This window comes from Brucella cytisi, assembly GCF_038433355.1.
Taxonomy (GTDB): Bacteria; Pseudomonadota; Alphaproteobacteria; order Rhizobiales; family Rhizobiaceae; genus Brucella; species Brucella cytisi.
Map to the genome: position 1 here is coordinate 1 of NZ_JBCAUP010000046.1, position 21244 is coordinate 21244.

A 21244-nucleotide genomic window follows, 5' to 3' on the forward strand; every position below is an offset into this window, starting at 1 on the left:
TAGAGCGTTTCCGTTTTTCTCTGAATCGAATGCGCTTCCCAAATCAGTTTTGTTCTGATTCACTGATGCTGGCTGGATGGAGGCCAGCGTTGGATGACCGCACCGATATCGAATGATCTTCGAGAGCGCGTTATTGCCGCCGTGCTGAGTGGCGAAAGCGTTCGTTCAGTGGCGACGCGGTTTGAAATTGCCGCATCTTCAGTCGTAAAATGGTCCCAGCGCCATCGTGCGACCGGATCGGTTCATCCCGGCAAGATGGGCGGCCACCGCAAGCGGATACTCGAACCGCATCGTGATATCATTGTGCAACGGCTCGCCGAGAACCCACACCTGACACTCCATGGCCTGAAGGCGGCGTTGACCGAGCGGGGTATTTCCGTCTCGCACAATACGATCTGGGAATTCATTCGCAGTGAAGGGCTGCGCTTCAAAAAAAACACTATTCGCCCTTGAGCAAGCTCGTGCCGACGTCGCTCGCAAAAGACAGCGCTGGAAGACCCTGCAAAATCACCTTGATCCCGAACGGCTGGTCTTCATTGATGAGACCTGGATCAAGACCAACATGTCGCCGATCAGAGGCTGGGGTCCAAAAGGCAAGCGACTGCGGGCATTTGCACCGCATGGCCACTGGCGCACGCTGACATTCCTGGGCGCTTTGAGAAACGATCAGCTTACAGCACCCTGTGTCTTCGACGGACCGATGAACGGCCAGTGTTTCCGCGCCTATGTCGAGCAGCAGTTGGTCCCGGTGCTCAAGCCAGGCGACATTGTCGTCATGGACAATCTCGGCAGCCATAAGTCGGCAACCATCCGTCAATTGATCAAAGCCGCCGGTGCGCGCCTCTGGTTCCTGCCACCCTATTCGCCGGACCTCAATCCGATCGAACAAGCCTTTTCCAAGATCAAGCATTGGATGAGAAATGCACAAAAGCGCACCATCGAAGACACATGGCGTCATATCGGCAGGCTGGTCGAAACCATCCAGCCCGCCGAATGCCAAAACTATTTGGAAAACGCCGGATATGGTTCCGTTAAAAGGTGAAACGCTCTAGCGACTTGATTTTAAAAAAGGTAAGGCCATGGTTTTCCCAGCACGTTTACAGCAACTGCTCAGTGAGGGCAGGGGGGGCGCCACAATCTGGTCGTAGTACAAGTCCGCAAAATAGAAAAGCAGGCTGTTGTGGGTCTGGCACTACCCATTACCCCAGCCTGCCGGTACGTCGCGGTTAACACGAGAGGGCTGAAGCCGCTTCTACGCCGCGATTTCCTTGCCAAGTACTACCCCAGCCGACCAGACAGATGCAGCCAGTCGCGGCATCTGTCAATCGTTGAACAATAGCGCCATCGCAGGCACTGCGAATGACAGCGTGCGAGAGGCGAATAACGATAATGAGCCGGCATAAATGGCGGAGATCGGGATGAGGTTCCGTTCTAAACATGGAATATGGAGGCTAACCGTCTTTCCCTTCTGCCCGGTCTCGGAGAATTTGTGCGGCTTTGGCCCTGTATTTTTCCTTTAGCTCATCGGAAACACTACCACCGACGCTAGCTCCGCTTACGATTTTGCCAACCGCTGCGTCCCAGTTCAGATCGGGATTCGGGTTTTCTTGCTCAAAAAATTGCTTCGCAAGTTCTTCGATCTCCAGCTGCTTTTCGAGTTCGCCACTCATGATTGCCTCCAGCTGTAAATGGGCTTGAAGGATAAAAGATGGAGCGAAAATCAGGGAGGGCAATGCTTAAAACGGTTGCTATGACCTCGAAGGGTATCCGCATCGCGCCTGGGCGGGGGGGCTTGGGTGCGCGATGCGGATGCATTCCAAAGGAGGTTTGCATGCAACAACATATCCGCAGCGTGGATAAATAAGAAATAACAGAATGTAACGGTTGCCAATATTTATAACTACAACCATAAAATAGAGAAGCCGCTCCGATGCGAGGGAACAGCGAAGCGGCTTTCGCTTCATTAGGCAATATTAAAATGAAACGTTACTAAAAATAGCATCGAAATTTGACATAACAAAATTACAATTTTGTAATTTTTGTGACTAATTTGTAATTCTGTAGTAAAAGTTATTAAATAGTTAACGATAAATTATTTTGAAATTGATACTATACGCCAGCCAACCAATAAAAACACGAGGAGTGCCAATGACTGATAATCACGACTTGTTCAACGCGACTCCTATTGGTCACCATAAGCCCGCAAGAAACCTACAACCCGCTATCGCTACATTCAAAAGCGCCGCCATCGCGCGGGGGTTTTTCATTTCATAATTAATGTGGCAATCACGTCAGTGTCGCGTTTGCTTTGCGTTCGACCAAAGGTGCAATTCCCTCGTAGAAGAATGGGATACTGTCTTCTGGCCCATTGAGAGAGCGATTCTTAACTTTTGCCATCACCAGAACTCCAACCTGGAACTCAGGTTCACCGATAACCAGCACGAATGAGTTATCCTTATCAGCTCGTAGGTAACGACCGCCGAACTGTTGTCGAGCCGTTTCGGACACATATGCAGATGCCAGAAAATGGAGATCTTCGGGCAATTGAGCTTTCTGCAGGTAGAAATCGTGTAAGATACTATCCACCAGTTGCAATGAGGATTCCGAATAGTCGAGCTTTTTTGCATCGACAGGAGAGCCTTGACCAGAGAAAGCGCTTATAAAGTCGCTTGCCTGGGACGCCATTGCTTCCTCTATCGTGGCCGGCATTTTCTTCCGTTTAAGGAAATCGAATAAACCCAAGTTGTTGTCCTCTCATGGTGCCGACGATGGCTTTAACAGCATGCTATGGAATTAGGTCGTGAGCCTTGCTGCATAACGAGTGCTGGAAACAAAGAAATCGCTACTACCTTTTCTACTGACTCTGCGCTACAGAGAAGCTTGGTTCATATTCTCCGTTGCTTTCCTGCAGAAAGTTTATTAGCTGTCGAATAATTATTTCAGCTTTTTCTTGACTATTCTGAGTGCAGTCGTAACTATATTAGTTCTTGGACTGTTGGACCGCTAACTCCATAACCCATTTGAATGCCTCATCCCAAGACGGTAGCGTTTTTCGCTGCCCATTGACGCCGTAGGCAACCCAGATATCCTGTTGGGCACCATCCTTCTCCGTCATGATGGTGCCTATACGAGTTCCACTGTTATCGTGAACTGGGTAGATCATTGTCAAACTCCTAACCTCGAGTGGTCACCTAACGAGTTTCCGTGGGTGCTGCTAGCAGACGACTGCACCTTCTGTGATGGCGGCGTTTAAGTTGAGGGTGTTTGTCGGTTTAGGCAAGGAGGAAAGTATAGTTGTCGTGAACTAGGAGCCGTCGTTGGTCTCACCCCAAAATACCTCTTGATACAGCCCGCTGTCACAACCAGAATACAACTCCTGATAATGCGCACTTCTTGAAAAACCCTAAAAGAAGTTCGCAAATGCCCGCTGCTTTTGATGCGCATGTGTTCTTATCGCGTACGAAGCGCGCAGTTCTATGCGTTTTGAGAACTACGCACTTTCCAGATTTTTGCGGTTTCCTGAATACAACCTGATCTGAGGATGGCGACAGACGCCTCCGGTGAATGGTGTAGCAGGGGGATCGCAAAGCGCCTTGCCCCACGGCAGGGTAACGTCTCGCTTTTGACATGTCCATTAACACCACATTTAGTGTGCCGCTTCACACTCATCCTGCCGCTACTAACGGCATGGACCCACCACCGCAACTAACACGAGGAGTATACATGGCATGCAACCGCATGCGCCCCGGCATGATGGCGAGCTTCGAACGACTGACCTTATGAAGGTTGAGCAGCCTGAGACGCTCGCCGCTCCTGACGCTTACAGTTCAAATTGGATCGCTGGCCGGTCGGAGAGGGTCATCACTTACCAGAGGAACTACGATGAGGACGGGCGCGTAATCTTGTCTGCTGCTCCGGTTAGCCAAGACGACCCGAAATGTAGCGGAGAAAAAATCCTGAGCGTCGCCTAGGTTGAAAAAGAATTCAGTTATTGATCCCGTTTGCTCAGAATTGACTTTCCAAAAGCCAGCCCACCGACCGCTAATATTCCAATACCAGCGATGGATAGAACAACGTTAAACCAAAACATAAAGACCCCCGCCTTTTGATGCGGGCTAATTAATCCGAACGAACCCAATATTGCAAGACGCCCACTGCCGCGGTTTTTTCTTTGCCGAAAGAATCAAGAAAGGCCCCAGTAAGGTTTCACTGAACTGGGGCCGCGCACTTTGGGAAACCACGCTGAAAGCAGTGATAAGTGCTGGATCGACATTTATCTCGTAAATTGTAAACAATCTATTTCGGGATGAATGAAAACCCCGACGAGTCTCCCAACCTGCCGGGGTTAGGCGCCTTCACGTGTGGCGAATACGATGGGTCCGCCGACGAAGTATAACATAGGCGCAGCGTTTACAGCGTCCACCCGTACACAGCGAGTGCAACACCGCCGACCGCTCCAATCACTGACCATCCGATCATGCTGATACCCATGAAACTGTGATAGGTGTCTGCTGAAATCTTCTTGAAAGCTGCAGCGACCAACAGGTTTGCTACTGCGCCGGTTATGAGGCCGATTCCGTTAGCGACGTAGGCCGCTGGATGAAGCGCCATGGTCTGCATAAAATAAGGTCGCAGTAGAAAAGTCGCGCCCAGCATACCTGCGATCAATACAAAAACGGAAACCATTCCGAAGCCAGACCATCTAACTAGCATTTGTTGAATTACCTTTGTCTTGGGGAAAGATCAGGCGGTAATGGCCCTTGCCCATTTTACGGGCAACCCTCTGTCGTCAATTTCCTCAACAAAAAAACGGACCAGCCGGGGTTTGGATTCACTGTCTTCGTCTGGTGTCCCAGAAGAGCATTGATATGACCCAGAGTAGCGCAACGAGAATTGTTCCCTCAATCAGAAAATACCAGTGCATGACACGGCCTCACATCGGAATTCTACCGCCGCTCGAGGCTTTGCTCGTCATCCATGGGATTGCCGCTTCCGGCTGTTCCAGCAGATTGCGCTTTCTCGCGAAGCCTTCGAATGCGGCACGCGCTACGCGAACCGGCTTAAGCCCATTCTGTGCGTCGCAGCACGTTTTCCAAGTATCCTCATAAATGATGTCGCGCTGATCGTCGGGCCATTCATATAGGAAATCAATAGCATCTTCGATGCTTGCAATCTCTTGGATTAAATATTCGCCGTCCTTTACAAAAACAGGACTGTCAAACAAACGGTCGCTCATCGGAACCTCCATTTGATCGAACGCTAAGTTGGAATGACAATTTCGATTTAGTGACCCGACGGGCGATTTCAAGAACCGCATTCTCAAAATCTCAGGAAATCCAAATGAACAAAACAACGTTCTACGCGTATGCGAGGCGCGCGCCTTTTGGCGGGCGCTTGAGCTAGGCGCAGGTCGACGGCACGTCGGCAATTCTGGCTGAAGCTGAACGCCGAGGTCCGCCTGACAATCAACTGGCCTATGTGCTCGCGACGGCATTCCACGAGACCGGCGGCAAGATGCAGCCGATCGAGAAAAACCTCAATTACACCAGTGCGACGCGTATCAGGCAGGTTTGGCTATCGCGGTTTAGCAAGGTAGCTGCCGCCCAGCCTTATGTACGTAACCCGCAGGCCTTGGCTAACAAGGTTTATGGCGGCAGGATGGGAAACACCGGCGTCAATTATGGCTGGCTGTTCCCTCCGCTCCAGGATCACAGTCTGGGCCGTGGCTATCGCTGCGGCCCTTGTGATTCTGGCGGGCGTTTACCTCAAGGGCAGGGTGGATAAAACCACAAGCGCCACCGCCGACCGGCTGAAAGCCACCAACAAAACAAGGAAGAACCGAAGATGAAACGAGCAAGCTTGGCGGCGGTGATGTTGACGCTGCTTTGTCTCGGTGGATGCGTGACAGCCGGTAGCCACTGCGACGTAGCCCGGCCTGTCCCCCCGAGCTTCGAGGATAGCCTGACCGACGGTACGAAGCGCCAGATCCTCGCGGAGAACGCAAAACTGGAAAAGCTTTGCGGGGTGCGGCCGTGAGGGCTAGTTCGAGGTCGGTTCAGTGGCGCCTGGAACTCTATCTGCAGGCATTAAGCTTCGGCCTTCCTCGTAGTTGGCAATCAGGGCAACTGCGCTGAGGGCCAGCACAATCGGTAACGCAATGCACAACACGCGCAGCACTGCATGAACAATATGTCGAACGAGGCGTGGTTTCATTCGGGAATGTTGCCATACTAGACGTTAAACGGCCATAAAGGACGGCATTAACTATGTCTAATCCAAAGGAAACCGCCGGATGACCAGCGCTGAAATCATGGCCGTCGTCGGCTTTATCGTGATGCTAATGGGCTTTCTGTTCGGTCTCTGGAAGTACGTGGAAAGCCATATTTCAAAATCCGAAGCGCGCAATGCGGCGAAAGCCGAAGCTGCAACAACTCTTGCCAGTCTGACGCGGCAGGGGCTGTCTGACTACAAGCTACGCGTAGCAGGGACCCTAGCAACGAAGGCCGGCATGCAGGAGCAGGCGCCCCAGATCATGCGAGCAATCGAAAGCGCCGCGCACCGCATCGACGAGGTCACGAAGCGGATTGATAACATCATGGCGACGAGGACGACGGCGCGCGGGAGGACATAAGAAAATGGTGCCGGCCTAATTTTGGATTATCGTAGTTCCGATCGGGCTCGCGGCAAGCCAGCGAATTATGGTTTCGTTATTGGTTTGCCGAGCGTGCTCAATGAGGGCGGAGTAGACAGTTCTTAGGGCGGCAATCGCCATGACTTCGTTCACTTGAAGAACATCGACGTCTTCCCATCCGCACTGTTCGATCGCAGTCGCGACTTCTTCGATGAGTTCCTGGGCAGCCACGGTGGTGTTCCTTCGCGATTGTGTAGGCTACTTCTACTCCGTAGAAATGGATGGGGCTTTGATTTAGATCAATTGTGAAGATGCCCGTTGGGAAGCGACTATCAGAAGCGATAACGAAATATCGAGACGATGATGTTCGCGGCGTAAATAATCGCGATATGCAAAGTCTCTTATTTGAAGTGATGAGCTTTCGGCAGCAATCCTCATGTTACGCCTGTTGTTTTTCGAGTAGAGGTGACGAGCTACCTATGAGGAGGTACTTTGCTGGCAATGGAGCGGGATTAAGTATAGGTTTCCGTCCGACAGCGCTTTTGTCGGTTCTGGGAAGGGTACAGCTTGTCTTGCTATCAATTCGGAGAAAAAGACGCGGCCAGTCGAATGTACGATCTTAACAAAATCATATATTTCGCGGAAAGGCTTAAGAAAGTGGAGGGGAGGGGCAGTATAAACGAAAGAAAGTGGTGACAGTTTTTTGACCGTACGATAAAAGACCTCCCCAAAAGGGAGGGGAGAATGTACAGCAAAGAAACTGTCGAAGAGCCGCGTTTGTGGGCAGTTCGATGGATCGAACAATTGTCATTGCCTAAGTTTCTGGCATTGGTTGTGGTTTGTAGCGCAAGTACTGGCGTTATTCTGAGCCAGTTAATTTGAAAGCGCTAAACGGAACGCACAATATCGGACCATAAAAAATAAAGCCCCGACGCTTTCGGCAGGCGTCGGGGCCACGCTTGGCAAATGAGGCGCATGTCCTTTCCCGCGTTCTATCCGCTGAGCTTCGTACGCACCCAGCGAGTAATTGGAAGGATGTCCTGCCGAGGGACGAACTAAGCAGGGCTGCGTCAGCGGCGTTTTTAGTGGTGAAAGAAATGTGCTTGCACCAGGCAGTGTCATTGCCTTGAATGAAACGGCTCCGCCGTGATTTTGTTCCGCTACTCTGGCCCGTTATTCTTCGGTCCTTTCATTCTGCCATCTTAGAACAAACTTACCTGCGCTTCCTTATTGTCTTTGCTTGGCGTGAGGTCCATCAGATCGGCGTCGGGTAGGGGCTTTGCATTTCCTTGGCTTATCCGTTGGAGCGCGTAGCCCAGTGTCTATTTCCTCTGTGGTGCGGAGGATCACAGGCATTACCTTCGGATGAACGGATTTCACCACGGTATTCGGTTCGGTCTTGAGAAAGCCGAAGATATCGACCTCAACCGGAACGTCCTTTTTCTTTCGCACACCTTTCCAGCTTGTCCAGATGCCAGCGAACGCGAACAGTGGTTTTTCCTCATTCAGCGCGAACCAGTGCAGCGGCTTTCGTTTGGTCTTGGGATCCGCTTCGCCCTTCATATACATCGGCGGTGTAGGCATGCCCCACCGGAGCATCGCAAGCTCTGGATCGTCACCATGGATGTTTCGCAGAACAGGGGCCGGATAGTCAGGAAAGATATCCATCTGCGGATCGACGCGGTTCGTCAGGTCCGAGAATTTCTTGAACAGACGGCGCATGGCCTCATGTGTCGTGGTGATATTGTACAGATTGCACATGCACGCCTCCTCGTTACGAAGAGAATAGCGCGGTTATTTACGCCGTCCAGTGAGTGCATCTTCGCCTTGCTGCTTATGAGCGCGACGGAACCAGAGTTAGCCGTAACTCAAACGATATGACGGTGGTGTCTACCTTTACCATCCAAATTCTGAATATGGCGATTGAGCAGCCACAGACAGAATTGCCTGCTTCACATAGGGGATGGTTTCGGTGGGAAGTGTGTTGATGTCCCGCCATTGTAGATCACTGTGCTTATCAGTTTCACGTAATTCGAGTACTCCCTCCCAAGCTGTCGTACGAAAGAAATGCCCAAGCCATGTCTGGTTCCCGGTTTTGCTGTGCAAAGTGTGAACATATTGTAGGTTCTCGGGTAGGATTTTGACGCCGACTTCTTCATAGGCCTCTCGAATTGCCGCAGCGCGAATGGTTTCCCCGTCATCGAGACCTCCTGCTGGAATACTGAACGATCCGTCCATCCAACCGGTTCCCTCACGCTTGAGCATGCATATTTCATTATCTTTCATGAGTAAGACAAAGACTGAGGCAGACAGCTGGTATCGAATTCGTTCGCTCACGATGAACTCCGCAATTTCCTAGTAAGTTTTGATATTTCAGCGAAGGTATTTTTGCTGATGCTGATATAGGGAGCCAGCTTTTTAGCCTTGGCAACGTGTGCGTTGTCGTTCTTGTATCCGTTTATTATCCCTTGGGCATTTTCGTAATTCCAAACCGGGCATAGCCCTTTGTCATGCAGGCCCGGCATCGCATGCGTCGGTGCAGGTCGACGAACCAGGTATGTGTTCCATATTTGCGCAGGATCATCTCTCTATCGACTGATCCAATGTGCCCGCAGCGGCAACAGAACCCGTATAGCTCGTGCCATTTGAACAGGTCTATGATCCGGGTCGATACCGGCATTTCGGTCAGGTAAGGCGGTCGCGGTTTCATCGATCAAAATACGTCTCCCACGGCCTGGATTTCTTGTCGGTCGGGTCGTAGGGAACGCCGCCGTATAGCTGGATGAACTCTTGCTGGCCTTCCTTGGCCGGGAATTTCACAATCGAGAAGTAATGGCTCTCATGATATACGCAGCCATTCAGCCGACAAGCGCCAAGCCGGTGTTCGTCCGCAATCACTTCCAAAAGCCTGATGCGCAGCTCATCGGTCGAGAACAGCACGACCTGAAACGGATAATGCTTATCGATAAGCGTCTTTGGCGGCTCACCACGGGATCTGCGCTCATTTCACGAACACCGTCGGCTTCCAGCCTCGCGCAAAGCCCATCGACATAGCCAGACTGGCATATTCGATTTCCTTGACGAGAAAATCCCGATCCTTGAGAAGCGCCTCTATCGCAGCCCGCACATCGCCTTTGTGGTAGGCGAGAACCATTTCAATTTCGTCGTCGTATTCATTTTCCTGCGCAACCGCACTCATTGTCATGCTCCAGTGAAGCAGACACACACGCCACCTAACGTGTCTGGATTTCATCAGCGCCGCCCGCTGACGTTCCTAAAATGTTCTCATCTGGGGTGAGAGTCAATCGCGATCTTGAAGCTGTGGAAATCCGGTGAATTGTCTGTGGGTTTCCTGTGCGCTCTGGCAACGGAAAACGACGACGTTCGTGCGGACGGTTGCGTCCTAAAGACGCAAAAAATTAGTTCGCAAAAATGCGTCTCGCGGCTACAGTTCATGAAAAGCTGATAGGAGGGCTATTATGGCGGACGGCAACTTTTCAGGCGCACGGCGCAGCATTGTGGTTGATGGCTTCACCAACAGCGTGCTCGATCCAAAAGAGCCAATGCTTGGACCATTGCAGAATGGCGGCACAATCATAGCGAATACTGCACCGGGCTGCTGGGGCCCAATGATAACGCCCAGATTGCGCGGTGGGCATGAAGTCACCAAGCCAGTTTTCGTTGATGGGGCGGAAGTAGGAGATGGCGTAGTCATTCGCATTCGAGATATTTCTGTGACATCTCTTGCAACGGCGTCTGGCCATGACACCGTGTCCAATCAATTTTGTCTCGGTGATCCGTTCGTGGCAGCACGATGCCCCACTTGCGATGAAGTTTGGCCTGAAACGCACATCGAAGGCGTTGGGCAGGATTCCGTAAAATGCAACAAATGTGGAGAAGCTATCAAGCCCTTTACGATGGAGCATGGCTACACGGTCGTTTTCGATGACACGCAGTCGGTTGGCCTCACGCTGCCGCAGCATGCCGCACAAAAGATTGCGCAGAATGCAGACCATTACGCGTCGCTACCAGATAACTCCGTGCAGCATTCCATCCTGAACTACGCGCCGGCTGATCTTGTTGGCGCTATCGTTCGTATGCGGCCATTCTTAGGGCAGCTCGGCACGACGCCGTCTATTGCGATGCCTGATTCACACAACGCCGGTGATTTCGGTGCTTTCCTTGTTGGTGCTCCTCACAGCTACGCACTGACGTCTGAGCAGCTTCTTGAACATAAGACAGATGGCCACATGGACATCGATGCGGTTCGCGCCGGTGCAGTCCTGGTATGCCCAGTGAAGGTAAAGGGTGCGGGCGTCTACATGGGAGATATGCACGCCTCTCAGGGGGATGGGGAAATTGCTGGCCACACCATGGACGTTGCAGGAAGCGTGACGCTTCAAGTTGAAATTCTCAAAAATTACAACAATGACGGACCTGTGTTGTTCCCTTTGCTGGAAGACCTTCCACCGCTGGCGCGACCGTTTACTGCTGATGAAAAACTGAAAGCAGCAAAGTTGGCCGCGCAATGGGGCGTCGAGCAGACTGAAGAAGTTGCGCCGATTTCAGTAATCGGAACAGCTCCCAATATGAATGCTGCCATTGTGAATGGGCTCGAAAGGGCGGCGAAACTACTTGGAATGACTGTAGGCGAAGTTCGCAATCGTGCGACCGTTAATGGTGCAATTGAGATAGGGCGCGATCCTGGGGTTATTCAGGTCACTTTTTTGGCGCCGTTGAAGAATTTGGACGCAGCTGGTCTTGGTGATTTCGCCAGGAAACAATACGATATCTGAATTCATTGATGGCGTGTAGAGAAGCGACTGAGAGGTTGAATTACGAATAAGAAAGCGGGGTTTGAGCTTCGCTTTTTTCATGAGGGAAGATTACCAACGCATCGACTTCCAGGCCACTGTTTTTATAGTATGTTACCGCTTATTCGGGGGGCATATCGCATGATTAATTCGCTTAGGATTTTAGCTTATGCGTTGCCTCGTTGGCTGGATTGATCCTAACTGGCGGCGCAAACGAGCAACCATGGCAACGTGCAAAGAACGTGCCGTTCCAGATCAAGTCTGGATTTTTGCTTGCAGACGAGGCCCCTCAAAGACGACCCGCTAAACTAAGTCTAGTTTGCGACAGCGACAGCCAATCGAGGCTTGTGTTAGTCACACGCTTACCAGGACGCGATTTCGGAATTGTCCTCGACCAAAACGTGCCGCATGTCAGCAAGTGTTGGTTTCGTAGTGTGCATGATTGCCCCTTTTGCCCGTTAGCGATTGAATCCTGAATCTGGTTTTGAAACAAGATCCGAGCACGCCCAAAGAGCCGTTTCCAGCCTTTTTCTACAGCCCGCTGTCACAATAAAAATACAACCCTAGGTAACGAGCACTTCTCGGGGTTACCTTAAAAAGCATACGCAAATGCACGCTGCTTTAACGGTAGGCAGCCAGCAGTTACTGCCATCGCTCTTTAACAGCCGCAATTCGAGTGAAAATACTATGGGCGCCGTCCCTGAATGGATGGAGGTCTGCGAGGCGCTGTCTTGCCCAATGATGTCATTCTGAGGCTGGCCGGTCATCGATTTCTTTTAGTCTCTGCTGCTCGTATTTCTCGTGGCGCTCTCGTTCCCACCGTTCTTCGTCAGCCTTACATTTTAGTCGCCATTGGCGGGCGGCCCCAACAAGAGGCGGAATATTGGCAACGACTGCACATGGGGGAGGTTGACGCCGGGCTTGCGGGCAGAATACGCGCATGATTTCCAAGGATCGAGCCGGGCCGCATTGGGCTACAGCGCGCTTGGCGGGCTTCCTTATGCCCTCGGCATCGAATATCAGACCAGCTTCGGCGGCTCTGGCGCGCGAGACCACGCTTTTGCAATGCGGCTCGGTGCGAAGTTCTAGTTCCTGCTGTTACGCTAGTAAGTGGCTACTGAGGGTCTGGAAAGCGGGGCTTTGGTCCCGCATTGTTATTGCTGCGACCAATCGGGAGTGATGCCGTTCTTGCCCATAATGCCGTAGGTTCCCCCTGTATTAATGAACCAAACGCTGAAAATTGCACAAAGGAATAAGAATACGGATGCTGAGACGGTGACAGAACTTGTAAATGACTGAGAACAGTTGAGCCTCAAAGAACGTCAACGGTTTTCCGTATTCGTAGTTCGGTTTCTTGATGTCGGATACCATCTTGCGCTTGCCCATGTCGATCTCCTTAGAAGCGACAGTAGGCGAAAATTGGACTGCCGTCGCTTCCTATCTTTCTAGCCTTGGTTAGAGACAAATCGCCCACTATACAACCCGCTGTCACAATCAAAAGACAACTTCTGATGCTGCGCACTTCTTTTTGCGCACTTCTCGAAAAACCCTAAAAGAAGTTCGCAAATGCACGCTGCTTTTGGTGCGTAAGAGTTCTTATATAGAAACTTACGCACAAAGCGCGCAGTTCTCGTAATTTGAGAAGTGCGCGCTTTTCCTGATTCTGGCCAATTCAAAAATACAACCTGAACTGAGGTTGGCGACAAGACGCCCCCGGTGAATGGTGTAGCTGGAGGACCGCAAAGCGCCTTGCCCCTCGTCAGGGTAACGCCTCGCTTTGTACCTGTCCATTAACACCGCATTTATTGTGCCGCTCCACCCTCATCCTGCCGCTACCAACGGCATGGACTGCTGACTTCCTTGCGCAGTGTGTCAATCTGTTCGGAAAGCATGCCTTCGGTTGTCTGTGCCGTTTCATTCTCCTTTTGAATTGCCAAACCGAAACGGGGAAGAGCAATGAATTGTTCCACTCTTATGCATGTTTTGCGTAGCAACTAAGCAGCCATCTCCCGGCATGTTGCGGCACATAAATCGCAAGCTGCGACGCATTCGTCCATCCCATCGAGATTTTCGCAGCTTTTGGAACAGGCCTCACATATTTCAGCGCAAGCCTTGCACACCGCCTGATGTAAAGGCGTCCTCAAAAGCATGGTATGTGCGCACGTCCTACATATTTCGGCACAAGCAAGCATTGTTCGGAAATGAACGGGCTCAACGTGCTCGCCACCTTCCTCAAGGCAATGGGTAGACGCCATCCCGATGCATGTCTGATAACAAGCCAAACAAGCGTCAATGCAGGCTTTCATCTCGTTATTATTCATCGTTCCTTCTCCCGACTGTTCGTCTTTAAGGAACGCAGCGCAACCACGTCTGTTCCAGTTCGGATATTTCTTGATGCAGGGAGCCGGCTAGCACACTTGACTGGGGGCAAGGGGTCGTGGGTTAGATCCCGATGCCCGCAACCAATTGGCATTGAGTGAAATTAATTGGAGTCAGGATTATCCACTTGGCAACCTACGCCGTGACATCCGATATAATTACCTTGAGTGTCAAAGTTTGGGTTGCCGTCTTTATCAAATTGAGGGCGGTTATCAATCATCCCTGCCGATGTGCCCGCAGTATTATCTAATTGATTTAGTCGTTGTCTGTCTCGTCTGTCTTGCTGTTCTAATGACTGCATAGTTTGACGCTGGTCATCGTCGCGTTTCCAGTCCCTATTCATCATACAGTTCGCAAAAGCGTCAGTACCTGGTGCAAAGCCGTATGATGAGCATTTCTGTTGATCGGCCGCCTGTTGATCCTCAGTACTTACACACCCAGTAATCGCCAACGGAAGTAGCAAAATTGGTAAGATTTTGATGATGAGTTTAGGCAATTTTCCTCTCCTTTAACCTATCGCCGGCGAAAGAAATCACACATGTTCAAGACTGACAAGCAGCTACTTATATTGGTTTCTTAAGTTGCTTGGAGGTGATCGTCGCAGCACGGAAGCCGCTGCTTACCGCAAGCTTTGCAAGACATCCCGTTGGCAACGCTTACGTGAGCGGCAATTGACCGCGCAACCTTGCAGGTGAAGACACGCAAGCGCCGGGTGGCGAGCTACACCGGGGCGGGAATCGTCGATCCAAACCCAGCCCCGAGCCAGAACCGGAGCCTGAAACGCCGCCGGAGGGTGGTGGTGATGGCACTGGTTGAGCTTGATCTACTGGAAAAACATCTCCGTGTGTTTCATGACGACGAGGATGCCGAGCTTGAAGTATATCTGGCTGCGGCTGAAACGATCGTCGTCGAATATGTCGACCGTGAGATCGTGGGAACGGGCGCGACGCCAACCTTGCCGGACGGCATTGTGGTGACGCCGCCTATCACGGCAGCAATTTTGTTAGTCGCGGCTGATCTGTACGAGAACCGGGAACCTGACATGAAGGCCGAAGACAATGCCGTTCTGCCGCGTCATGTTCGGGCGCTTCTGGCACCATATCGGGGGTGGCGCACATTGCCAGTGGAAGAATAGCGCTCCGATTGTCCGTTCATCGCAAGTTCATGCATAATCTTTCAGGATGCGTCTTGAAAGGAGTATGCAGAATGAAGCTTGTTAAAGGACTTATTGCTGGGGTTCTGGGCATCGGGCTGCTTATTGGGGCTGGTGCAGCGCAAGCCGCACCAACATTGAATGTTGCAAAGCCGGACGTTAGCTCGAATGTTGAGCAGGCCCGGGATCATCGCGGACATCATTCACGGAAACATTGGAAGAAGCGGCATTACTATAAGCGCAACCATTGGCGCTCGCATCACCGGCATTACCGTGGACCACGCTGGCATTCACACCGCTATTACAGACACAACGGCTGGCGTAATCATCATCGGCACTATTACCGCGATGGGTATTACAAGAGAAGATGGTACTGAATTCAGGGCGCTACGGCGCCCTTTTTCTTGTGGAGTAATCGATGCCCTGGTCGCGCAACACGATGGCTGCGCGATTCCCATAGGCCTTTTTACGATCTAATCCAATCGCACAAGATTATTTCATTGAGGCTCTTAGCAGAAGTATTCCAACTATAAGTGCCGCTGAACTCACGAAAAAAGTCCAGGTGGATTCAAATGGATGGTCCGGTAGAAAAGGGCTGAGTAAGACCGGGGCCATTCCTGCCGTCACGAAAATCTTTCCGAAGTCGTATTGCATATCATCCAGTGACTTTTTCATCGTTTTACCTCTGCTCGTGCGCGAAAGCCCGCCATACCCGATTGGCAACGTACGGTGTTTTTACGGGTCCTGTAATTATCCAAAGGTAAACTCACATGCCTTGGCTCCACTTCACAGCCACTTACGACTTCATCCCCATTGCAGCTGTGACGATCCGGTATCCGGCAGGCTACGTCGGCTTGGTGACCACGCCTTGCGCTAATCGCGCTATTGCCGCTGGCAAAGCCGAGCGACTTCCAACTCCTACGAAAGACGAGGCCGAAGCATGGCGAAGCGCGCATCAACGACGAATATGTCGCGGGGTTCATCTGCAGCTCTGGATTTGCGGCCAAGCAGCTGCACGGGCTCACGTTCTTTCCGGTGACCGATATCGAGCAGGCCTACAAGGTCGGCCTGTAACCATCATCACAGTTTGCGCAATTTCGGGTCCGCCAGCAGCGGGCCTTTTTTGTTGCGCCTGCATGAGGCCACCGTATGCCATTTTTAGCGCCTATCACCACGACTACCAACCAAACACGAGAAGACTGTATGTCCCATGACAGACAGGGCGCGGGTGCGCGCCTTCCACACGAAGAACTCCTGCGTCGCGCGGAGGCTTACCGGGATCGCGCCTGCCAACGATAACAAGCCTATGCAGGCCGCAGCCTAAAGAGAAAAGGCGGGCATTTGCCCGCCTCTAACGTGGTTGTCCTATTGTGCAGCGAGAATGCCTGCGATCAGTCCGGTGGCCCCTGCAATGAGAAGGTACTGGTTGTCGACCTTTACCCAATGCTGGCCACGGCCAGGCTTACGAAGGCCATAGCGCTTGTAGTCGCGGATTTCCTGATGGCGACGCCAATCGCTGTAACGCTGCCCCTTCGACCACTGATGGCGGCCATAGTCGCGGCGATCATGGCGATAAAACTCCTTACCGTGATGCGGGCGCTGTGGCTCATAGCGATGTGGAGCAGGTTTGCTGTGATGATAATCGCGAGCCTGTGCCATTGGTGCGGCAACGAAAGTTATTGCGATGGCGGCTAGTACAGCTTTCTTGAACATGAATGCTCTCCTTTGTTGTCCGCAAGATATCGGGAGCGAACTGAACGCCAGATGAACAGACGAAGGTGCAAACATTAAATAAAATCAATGTGATATTTTCTATTCATTAACCATAAGACTAACCACCACACCACAAAAACGAGGAAAAATATGCTTGAAGAAGCAGAAGACCGCGCCGCGCGAGCGGCTGTTGAAGGGCGGCAGAAGAGGGCAGGCGGGAAGGTTATAAGTTACCTGCCAACACCTTATAACGACAATGTGCCATGCGGCTGGATTGCACTTGAAGGATTTGTTGACCCGCCAGAGACGCCACCCGGATACAAGGTAGAGTTGAAGCGGGATACATTTATGGGCTTCGTGACGGCCTATAGATTTGTGCCAGTTGCCCAGCGACCGGCACTCGTCATCATCGAATCCCCCTACGGCGGTGACGTTGAGCGCAACAAGGCCTACGCCCGCTCCTGCCTGCTGGATAGCCTGCGACGAGGCGAAGCGCCCATTGTCAGCCACTTGCTGCACACGCAAGTGCTGGACGACCGCAATAAATTTGAACACAAGTGGGGCATTGAGGCTGGCCTCGCATGGTATCACGTAGCGGAGAAATGCGTTGTTTACAGTGACCGTGGCATCAGCGGTGGTATGATCGAAGGCATTGATCGGGCCAAGCGATTTGGCGTGCTGGTCGAGTTCCGCAATATTGAAGCAAGCGCAGCTGCTTGAAAGCGCCGCAGGAGAAAACCATGAGTAACCTTGAAACAGCAATTGCGGTGGCGGCAGCGGCGCATATGGACCAGAAGAGCGATAACGGCGATCCGTACATTCTGCATCCACTGCGCGTTATGATGGCTCAGGAGACGCGCGAAACGCAGATCCTCGCTGTTATGCACGACATGATCGAGCACACGAATACCTCCCTGAACGATATCTATTCGTTCGGTTTTGATGATGACATCGTGCTGGCTTTGAATGCGATCACCCGTCGCGATGACGAAGATTACTTAGTGTTTGTCAAAAGGGCCTGCTCTAACCCTATCGCGCGACCGGTCAAAATCGCAGACCTGCGCGATAATCTGTGCACTTACGGCGACGACGAGGAACATCGGGTGCGCTATACAAAAGCCCTCGAAATGATCGGGGAGACGCCATGATCCACTTCAACGTTGGCGATCAGGTCGTCTGCATCGACGCCAAGGTCGGCTTTGAGCAGTTCATCGAGATCAAGGAAGGCGAGGTCTACACCATAAGCTGGATCGCCCGTTCGAGCATTACACACAGGGCAGTTACATCGGCGTTCACCTGAAGGGCGTCGATCGAGGCATCTGCCCGCAGTTCGGATATGACAATCCGCCGTTTGCGGCGCGTCGGTTTCGTCCGCTAGTTCGCGATAAGCTGACTTCGGTACGGGGACTGCTTGCGGGCGGGGCAGTAACCGAGAAATTCGAAGAGCCGAAGCGGAAAGTGAGAGAGGAAATCTAATGGTTCCAGATGCACGAATTGACCGTGAGACGGCTGAATGGGCGCGCGTAGGTGCAGTCCTAGAAGGCCAGCCCGTCTATGACCCGCGTGCCATCACCTCCGACGGCGGCAGCACGAGCTACTACAAGCTACCGCCACAAGCGATTGAACTGAACGATCTGATCGAGCAGAAAGGCATGTCCTTTGCGCTCGGCAACATCTTCAAGGCTTGCTATCGGTTCGGGGAAAAAGACGCGGCCAGTCGAATGTATGACTTGAACAAGATCATATACTTCGCGGAGAGGCTGAAAGCTGTGGAAACGCGAAGGTAAATGTAGCCAGTCGTGCACACCCTTTGGGCGCTTATCTACGAAAAGAACGCTTTCGCGATGAGCCACCGCATGACCGCCTAAGTATATTGGAAAGCTTTGTCCAATCTTCTGAGGGGGATGACATCTGTTTGTGCGCGTCTTCAATCTCGCGCGGCGTAGCAACAGCATGTTTCAATATGCTAAGATTAGTGGCGGGTACGGTAAGGCCGATATTCTCTTCATGGTTATTCATTTTACTCTCTCTTTCGTGTTGGCTCCCTTGCCGAACAATTAAAATAAACAAGGTCGGGCGAATGCCCGACCCTAAAGCCAACTTCTTTCATTCGTGCCAGTACATCCGTGGTCACAAGAAAGAAGAAGCCTCATTTACGCTGCCTGCAAATTACAAACAGTCATTTTCCCAGACTTACGATCCTGTTCCAGGTCATAAGTCAGTTTCTGGCCCTCATTGAGCGTATGCAAGCCTGCGCGCTCAACTGCAGAAATATGAACAAATGCGTCCAAGCCGCCATTGTCAGGCTGAATAAAGCCAAAGCCTTTTGCTGCATTAAACCATTTAACTGTGCCGGTGTTCATGTGAACCCCTTTCATAGCAATATTGATAGCTGCGTTTGAAAAACGCAGAGATGAAACGATTTTTTAAAGGGAGTTTTCGTTCAGGGCACGGTGCTAATCGCGCAAGGATCAAAGCTCAGCAAGAAAATCTCGATGGTTTTATTTTAGTGGTTAAATAAAGTTTGTCAAACTATTAATATATTGCGGTTAATTTAATTGATGAAAAATACTTAAATCGCTTAATATTTTCGTTGTTTTTACGTAAGCGCAGAATTTCTGCACACCTTCTGAAGCGCAGTGCTCTCAGGCATGAAGTGTCCACCAAAATAGGTGGACGCCAAATCATGGAAGAAGATGAGCAAAGACTGCGGGTGCGGCTTGTGGGTATCCGACACGTTGGCCAGCGTCGATGACGGTGATCGTCCTGAGTATGCGATGGTCTTTCCAGATGCTAGCCGCGGCTATCGGTACGGCTTCGCATCGAGTGGTGTAGACGCTCCATCGCTGAAGCTGCCCGTCAACCAATTGAATGACCTTGCAAATAATATGTCAGATGCGTTGGACGAATGGCAGGATGGCGAGTTCATGGCCGTGATCCTTCCTCGCAGCCACAGCAAAGGCTGGCCGGTCATGTTTGGCAGCGCAAAATCCCAGCAAGACCCTATTTCGCAGCAGGCAGCAAATGCCAGTAAGGTGGAGAAGTCACATGAGTGAGATTGTCACAATGCAGCCGGGCCTTCGCGCCTTGGTGATGTTCGAGAAAGTGCTGGAGGGGTGCGTGACCTTTCCGTGCACGGACGCCAGCAGTATGCCCCACGTGCGACCAGGGGAATTTGTCATTGTCGATAAGAACGATCGAGAGCCGGTACACGGCGAGCTCTATGTGGTCAGCTTCGGGCCGAGACGACATCAGCATCATATCTGCATGGTGCGCCGGAAAACTGGCATCACGTGGCGGTGCAGTGATCGGCCTCAAGATGGATGGGAAGTCGGAGCCGTGCGAAACGACGAACTGCGGCAGATACGTCGGGAGCTGGACAGGCAGCATTCAGAAGGCTTGCCGCGGGATCAGTTCATTGCAGGCCCAGATGGTCACTGGCGCTTGGAGCGAGGGACCGTATGCCAGTGAAGGCGACAGCTTCGATCATTCGTGTGATTGCCTCGTTGGCCGCGTGATCGGCATTTATGCGCCAAGCTTCGAGGAGCCGAGCCGGGGATGACTGCAATGCGTTTGATTCTATCTCTGCAGCTACGTTTCTGGAACTGGATGGCTGCTTATTGCGACAGGAAGGCGGATAGTCTGTGGACAGAATATGAGGAGAGAGAGGAGACCGAGAACCGACACCGTGTCGGATTTGTCCCGGGTAACATGACGATCCATTAGAGCGTTTCCGTTTTTCTCTGAATCGAATGCGCTTCCCAAATCAGTTTTGTTCTGATTCACTGATGCTGGCTGGATGGAGGCCAGCGTTGGATGACCGCACCGATATCGAATGATCTTCGAGAGCGCGTTATTGCCGCCGTGCTGAGTGGCGAAAGCGTTCGTTCAGTGGCGACGCGGTTTGAAATTGCCGCATCTTCAGTCGTAAAATGGTCCCAGCGCCATCGTGCGACCGGATCGGTTCATCCCGGCAAGATGGGCGGCCACCGCAAGCGGATACTCGAACCGCATCGTGATATCATTGTGCAACGGCTCGCCGAGAACCCACACCTGACACTCCATGGCCTGAAGGCGGCGTTGACCGAGCGGGGTATTTCCGTCTCGCACAATACGATCTGGGAATTCATTCGCAGTGAAGGGCTGCGCTTCAAAAAAAACACTATTCGCCCTTGAGCAAGCTCGTGCCGACGTCGCTCGCAAAAGACAGCGCTGGAAGACCCTGCAAAATCACCTTGATCCCGAACGGCTGGTCTTCATTGATGAGACCTGGATCAAGACCAACATGTCGCCGATCAGAGGCTGGGGTCCAAAAGGCAAGCGACTGCGGGCATTTGCACCGCATGGCCACTGGCGCACGCTGACATTCCTGGGCGCTTTGAGAAACGATCAGCTTACAGCACCCTGTGTCTTCGACGGACCGATGAACGGCCAGTGTTTCCGCGCCTATGTCGAGCAGCAGTTGGTCCCGGTGCTCAAGCCAGGCGACATTGTCGTCATGGACAATCTCGGCAGCCATAAGTCGGCAACCATCCGTCAATTGATCAAAGCCGC

The 21244-nt window shown here is 52.0% G+C and carries 27 protein-coding genes and 1 pseudogene; 15 read left to right on the top strand and 13 right to left on the bottom strand.

The features are described 5' to 3' along the window. The first annotated feature begins 93 nt into the window (after positions 1-93). A protein-coding gene (locus tag AAE521_RS25970) for an IS630 family transposase (RefSeq protein WP_144405900.1) occupies positions 94-1042 on the top strand; the annotation gives its coding sequence in 2 pieces (ribosomal slippage) (positions 94-429 and positions 431-1042; 948 coding nt in all). Positions 1043-1451: 409 nt separating this feature from the next. On the opposite strand, the gene AAE521_RS25975 is transcribed toward AAE521_RS25970, so the two are convergent. The 4 genes from AAE521_RS25975 to AAE521_RS25990 form a co-directional block, all read right to left on the bottom strand. After that, entirely contained in the window at positions 1452-1670 is a 219-nt protein-coding gene (locus AAE521_RS25975; protein ID WP_342062926.1) for a hypothetical protein, read from the bottom strand. A gap of 616 nt (positions 1671-2286) precedes the next feature. Continuing rightward, positions 2287-2742, bottom strand: a complete 456-nt coding sequence (locus tag AAE521_RS25980; protein WP_143132898.1) for a hypothetical protein — start codon at positions 2740-2742, stop codon at positions 2287-2289. Between the two features lie 1668 nt (positions 2743-4410). Beyond that, positions 4411-4686 carry a hypothetical protein gene (locus AAE521_RS25985; protein ID WP_071634540.1) on the bottom strand — a complete coding sequence of 92 codons (276 nt, stop codon included), beginning with the start codon at positions 4684-4686 and terminating at the stop codon, positions 4411-4413. Positions 4687-4933: 247 nt separating this feature from the next. Next, positions 4934-5236: a DUF982 domain-containing protein gene (locus tag AAE521_RS25990; RefSeq protein ID WP_071634539.1), complete on the bottom strand. Its 303-nt coding sequence runs from the start codon at positions 5234-5236 to the stop codon at positions 4934-4936. 608 nt (positions 5237-5844) lie between these two features. On the opposite strand from AAE521_RS25990, the gene AAE521_RS25995 reads away from it, so the two are divergent. Together AAE521_RS25995 and AAE521_RS26000 are read left to right on the top strand one after the other, a co-directional pair. Beyond that, on the top strand, positions 5845-6036 hold the full coding sequence (locus AAE521_RS25995; RefSeq protein WP_071634538.1) for a hypothetical protein: 192 nt from the start codon (positions 5845-5847) through the stop codon (positions 6034-6036). Positions 6037-6292: 256 nt separating this feature from the next. Then, entirely contained in the window at positions 6293-6631 is a 339-nt protein-coding gene (locus AAE521_RS26000; RefSeq protein ID WP_071634537.1) for a hypothetical protein, read from the top strand. Between the two features lie 15 nt (positions 6632-6646). Here the strand turns inward: AAE521_RS26000 and AAE521_RS26005 are convergent, their stop codons facing one another. The 5 genes from AAE521_RS26005 to AAE521_RS26025 form a co-directional block, all read right to left on the bottom strand. After that, positions 6647-6862 (bottom strand): hypothetical protein, encoded by a 216-nt coding sequence (locus tag AAE521_RS26005; RefSeq protein WP_071634536.1) that lies wholly within the window; start codon positions 6860-6862, stop codon positions 6647-6649. Between the two features lie 996 nt (positions 6863-7858). Continuing rightward, positions 7859-8392 carry an SOS response-associated peptidase family protein gene (locus AAE521_RS26010; protein ID WP_342062927.1) on the bottom strand — a complete coding sequence of 178 codons (534 nt, stop codon included), beginning with the start codon at positions 8390-8392 and terminating at the stop codon, positions 7859-7861. Positions 8393-8527: 135 nt separating this feature from the next. Then, positions 8528-8968, bottom strand: coding sequence for an NUDIX hydrolase (locus tag AAE521_RS26015; protein ID WP_071631181.1), 441 nt, complete (start codon positions 8966-8968; stop codon positions 8528-8530). Between the two features lie 369 nt (positions 8969-9337). Then, entirely contained in the window at positions 9338-9571 is a 234-nt protein-coding gene (locus tag AAE521_RS26020) for a hypothetical protein (protein WP_235817600.1), read from the bottom strand. Positions 9572-9632: 61 nt separating this feature from the next. After that, the gene (locus AAE521_RS26025; RefSeq protein ID WP_029926949.1) at positions 9633-9830 is read right to left on the bottom strand and encodes a CUE domain-containing protein; all 198 of its coding nucleotides are present in this window, start codon (positions 9828-9830) and stop codon (positions 9633-9635) included. Positions 9831-10110: 280 nt separating this feature from the next. Here AAE521_RS26025 and AAE521_RS26030 point away from each other — a divergent pair, with 280 nt between their 5' ends. Together AAE521_RS26030 and AAE521_RS26035 are read left to right on the top strand one after the other, a co-directional pair. Further along, a complete protein-coding gene (locus tag AAE521_RS26030) occupies positions 10111-11427 on the top strand; it encodes an acetamidase/formamidase family protein (RefSeq protein ID WP_071631184.1) in 1317 nt (438 codons plus the stop codon). Between the two features lie 939 nt (positions 11428-12366). Continuing rightward, entirely contained in the window at positions 12367-12534 is a 168-nt protein-coding gene (locus AAE521_RS26035; protein ID WP_167375523.1) for a hypothetical protein, read from the top strand. A 905-nt stretch (positions 12535-13439) separates the two neighbouring features. On the opposite strand, the gene AAE521_RS26835 is transcribed toward AAE521_RS26035, so the two are convergent. Both AAE521_RS26835 and AAE521_RS26045 read right to left on the bottom strand, forming a co-directional pair. Continuing rightward, complete coding sequence (locus AAE521_RS26835) at positions 13440-13766, bottom strand: four-helix bundle copper-binding protein (protein WP_071631186.1); 327 nt, start codon at positions 13764-13766, stop codon at positions 13440-13442. Between the two features lie 161 nt (positions 13767-13927). Further along, complete coding sequence (locus AAE521_RS26045) at positions 13928-14320, bottom strand: hypothetical protein (RefSeq protein WP_342062928.1); 393 nt, start codon at positions 14318-14320, stop codon at positions 13928-13930. Between the two features lie 195 nt (positions 14321-14515). Here AAE521_RS26045 and AAE521_RS26050 point away from each other — a divergent pair, with 195 nt between their 5' ends. The 3 genes from AAE521_RS26050 to AAE521_RS26060 all read left to right on the top strand — a co-directional run bounded on the left by AAE521_RS26050 (position 14516) and on the right by AAE521_RS26060 (position 16051). Next, entirely contained in the window at positions 14516-14959 is a 444-nt protein-coding gene (locus AAE521_RS26050; protein ID WP_235817601.1) for a head-tail connector protein, read from the top strand. A 71-nt stretch (positions 14960-15030) separates the two neighbouring features. Beyond that, positions 15031-15354: a hypothetical protein gene (locus AAE521_RS26055; RefSeq protein WP_167375524.1), complete on the top strand. Its 324-nt coding sequence runs from the start codon at positions 15031-15033 to the stop codon at positions 15352-15354. A 508-nt stretch (positions 15355-15862) separates the two neighbouring features. Beyond that, a complete protein-coding gene (locus AAE521_RS26060) occupies positions 15863-16051 on the top strand; it encodes a hypothetical protein (protein WP_071631190.1) in 189 nt (62 codons plus the stop codon). A 291-nt stretch (positions 16052-16342) separates the two neighbouring features. Here AAE521_RS26060 and AAE521_RS26065 read toward each other — a convergent pair whose 3' ends face one another. After that, positions 16343-16690, bottom strand: coding sequence for an RcnB family protein (locus tag AAE521_RS26065; protein WP_071631191.1), 348 nt, complete (start codon positions 16688-16690; stop codon positions 16343-16345). A 150-nt stretch (positions 16691-16840) separates the two neighbouring features. Between AAE521_RS26065 and AAE521_RS26070 the strand changes: the two genes are divergently transcribed. From AAE521_RS26070 to AAE521_RS26085, 4 genes are all read left to right on the top strand, one after another. Then, positions 16841-17410 carry a DUF7768 domain-containing protein gene (locus AAE521_RS26070; protein ID WP_235817602.1) on the top strand — a complete coding sequence of 190 codons (570 nt, stop codon included), beginning with the start codon at positions 16841-16843 and terminating at the stop codon, positions 17408-17410. A 20-nt stretch (positions 17411-17430) separates the two neighbouring features. Continuing rightward, complete coding sequence (locus AAE521_RS26075; protein WP_071631192.1) at positions 17431-17838, top strand: hypothetical protein; 408 nt, start codon at positions 17431-17433, stop codon at positions 17836-17838. Continuing rightward, positions 17835-17990 (top strand): hypothetical protein, encoded by a 156-nt coding sequence (locus AAE521_RS26080; RefSeq protein ID WP_235817603.1) that lies wholly within the window; start codon positions 17835-17837, stop codon positions 17988-17990. Before AAE521_RS26075 ends, AAE521_RS26080 begins: the two co-directional genes overlap by 4 nt. A 175-nt stretch (positions 17991-18165) precedes the next feature. After that, complete coding sequence (locus AAE521_RS26085) at positions 18166-18477, top strand: hypothetical protein (protein WP_342062929.1); 312 nt, start codon at positions 18166-18168, stop codon at positions 18475-18477. A gap of 366 nt (positions 18478-18843) precedes the next feature. Here AAE521_RS26085 and AAE521_RS26090 read toward each other — a convergent pair whose 3' ends face one another. Beyond that, complete coding sequence (locus AAE521_RS26090) at positions 18844-19053, bottom strand: cold-shock protein (protein WP_029928430.1); 210 nt, start codon at positions 19051-19053, stop codon at positions 18844-18846. Positions 19054-19386: 333 nt separating this feature from the next. Between AAE521_RS26090 and AAE521_RS26095 the strand changes: the two genes are divergently transcribed. From AAE521_RS26095 to AAE521_RS26105, 3 genes and pseudogenes are all read left to right on the top strand, one after another. Continuing rightward, positions 19387-19746 carry a hypothetical protein gene (locus tag AAE521_RS26095; protein ID WP_071631195.1) on the top strand — a complete coding sequence of 120 codons (360 nt, stop codon included), beginning with the start codon at positions 19387-19389 and terminating at the stop codon, positions 19744-19746. A gap of 167 nt (positions 19747-19913) precedes the next feature. Continuing rightward, positions 19914-20252 (top strand): hypothetical protein, encoded by a 339-nt coding sequence (locus tag AAE521_RS26100; RefSeq protein ID WP_143132727.1) that lies wholly within the window; start codon positions 19914-19916, stop codon positions 20250-20252. Between the two features lie 254 nt (positions 20253-20506). Continuing rightward, positions 20507-21244: pseudogene (locus AAE521_RS26105) on the top strand (IS630 family transposase); the annotation flags it as partial.

What these genes read in the sequence shown, in the direction of transcription:
- AAE521_RS25975 (WP_342062926.1), bottom strand. Translation starts at nt 1,670, where the DNA reads ATGAGTGGCGAACTCGAAAAGCAGCTGGAGATCGAAGAACTTGCGAAG.
- AAE521_RS25985 (WP_071634540.1), bottom strand. Translation starts at nt 4,686, where the DNA reads ATGGTTTCCGTTTTTGTATTGATCGCAGGTATGCTGGGCGCGACTTTT.
- AAE521_RS25990 (WP_071634539.1), bottom strand. Translation starts at nt 5,236, where the DNA reads ATGAGCGACCGTTTGTTTGACAGTCCTGTTTTTGTAAAGGACGGCGAA.
- AAE521_RS25995 (WP_071634538.1), top strand. Translation starts at nt 5,845, where the DNA reads ATGAAACGAGCAAGCTTGGCGGCGGTGATGTTGACGCTGCTTTGTCTC.
- AAE521_RS26000 (WP_071634537.1), top strand. Translation starts at nt 6,293, where the DNA reads ATGACCAGCGCTGAAATCATGGCCGTCGTCGGCTTTATCGTGATGCTA.
- AAE521_RS26010 (WP_342062927.1), bottom strand. Translation starts at nt 8,392, where the DNA reads ATGTGCAATCTGTACAATATCACCACGACACATGAGGCCATGCGCCGT.
- AAE521_RS26025 (WP_029926949.1), bottom strand. Translation starts at nt 9,830, where the DNA reads ATGAGTGCGGTTGCGCAGGAAAATGAATACGACGACGAAATTGAAATG.
- AAE521_RS26030 (WP_071631184.1), top strand. Translation starts at nt 10,111, where the DNA reads ATGGCGGACGGCAACTTTTCAGGCGCACGGCGCAGCATTGTGGTTGAT.
- AAE521_RS26835 (WP_071631186.1), bottom strand. Translation starts at nt 13,766, where the DNA reads ATGAATAATAACGAGATGAAAGCCTGCATTGACGCTTGTTTGGCTTGT.
- AAE521_RS26055 (WP_167375524.1), top strand. Translation starts at nt 15,031, where the DNA reads ATGAAGCTTGTTAAAGGACTTATTGCTGGGGTTCTGGGCATCGGGCTG.
- AAE521_RS26065 (WP_071631191.1), bottom strand. Translation starts at nt 16,690, where the DNA reads ATGTTCAAGAAAGCTGTACTAGCCGCCATCGCAATAACTTTCGTTGCC.
- AAE521_RS26070 (WP_235817602.1), top strand. Translation starts at nt 16,841, where the DNA reads ATGCTTGAAGAAGCAGAAGACCGCGCCGCGCGAGCGGCTGTTGAAGGG.
- AAE521_RS26075 (WP_071631192.1), top strand. Translation starts at nt 17,431, where the DNA reads ATGAGTAACCTTGAAACAGCAATTGCGGTGGCGGCAGCGGCGCATATG.
- AAE521_RS26080 (WP_235817603.1), top strand. Translation starts at nt 17,835, where the DNA reads ATGATCCACTTCAACGTTGGCGATCAGGTCGTCTGCATCGACGCCAAG.
- AAE521_RS26085 (WP_342062929.1), top strand. Translation starts at nt 18,166, where the DNA reads ATGGTTCCAGATGCACGAATTGACCGTGAGACGGCTGAATGGGCGCGC.
- AAE521_RS26090 (WP_029928430.1), bottom strand. Translation starts at nt 19,053, where the DNA reads ATGAACACCGGCACAGTTAAATGGTTTAATGCAGCAAAAGGCTTTGGC.
- AAE521_RS26095 (WP_071631195.1), top strand. Translation starts at nt 19,387, where the DNA reads ATGAGCAAAGACTGCGGGTGCGGCTTGTGGGTATCCGACACGTTGGCC.
- AAE521_RS26100 (WP_143132727.1), top strand. Translation starts at nt 19,914, where the DNA reads ATGTGGTCAGCTTCGGGCCGAGACGACATCAGCATCATATCTGCATGG.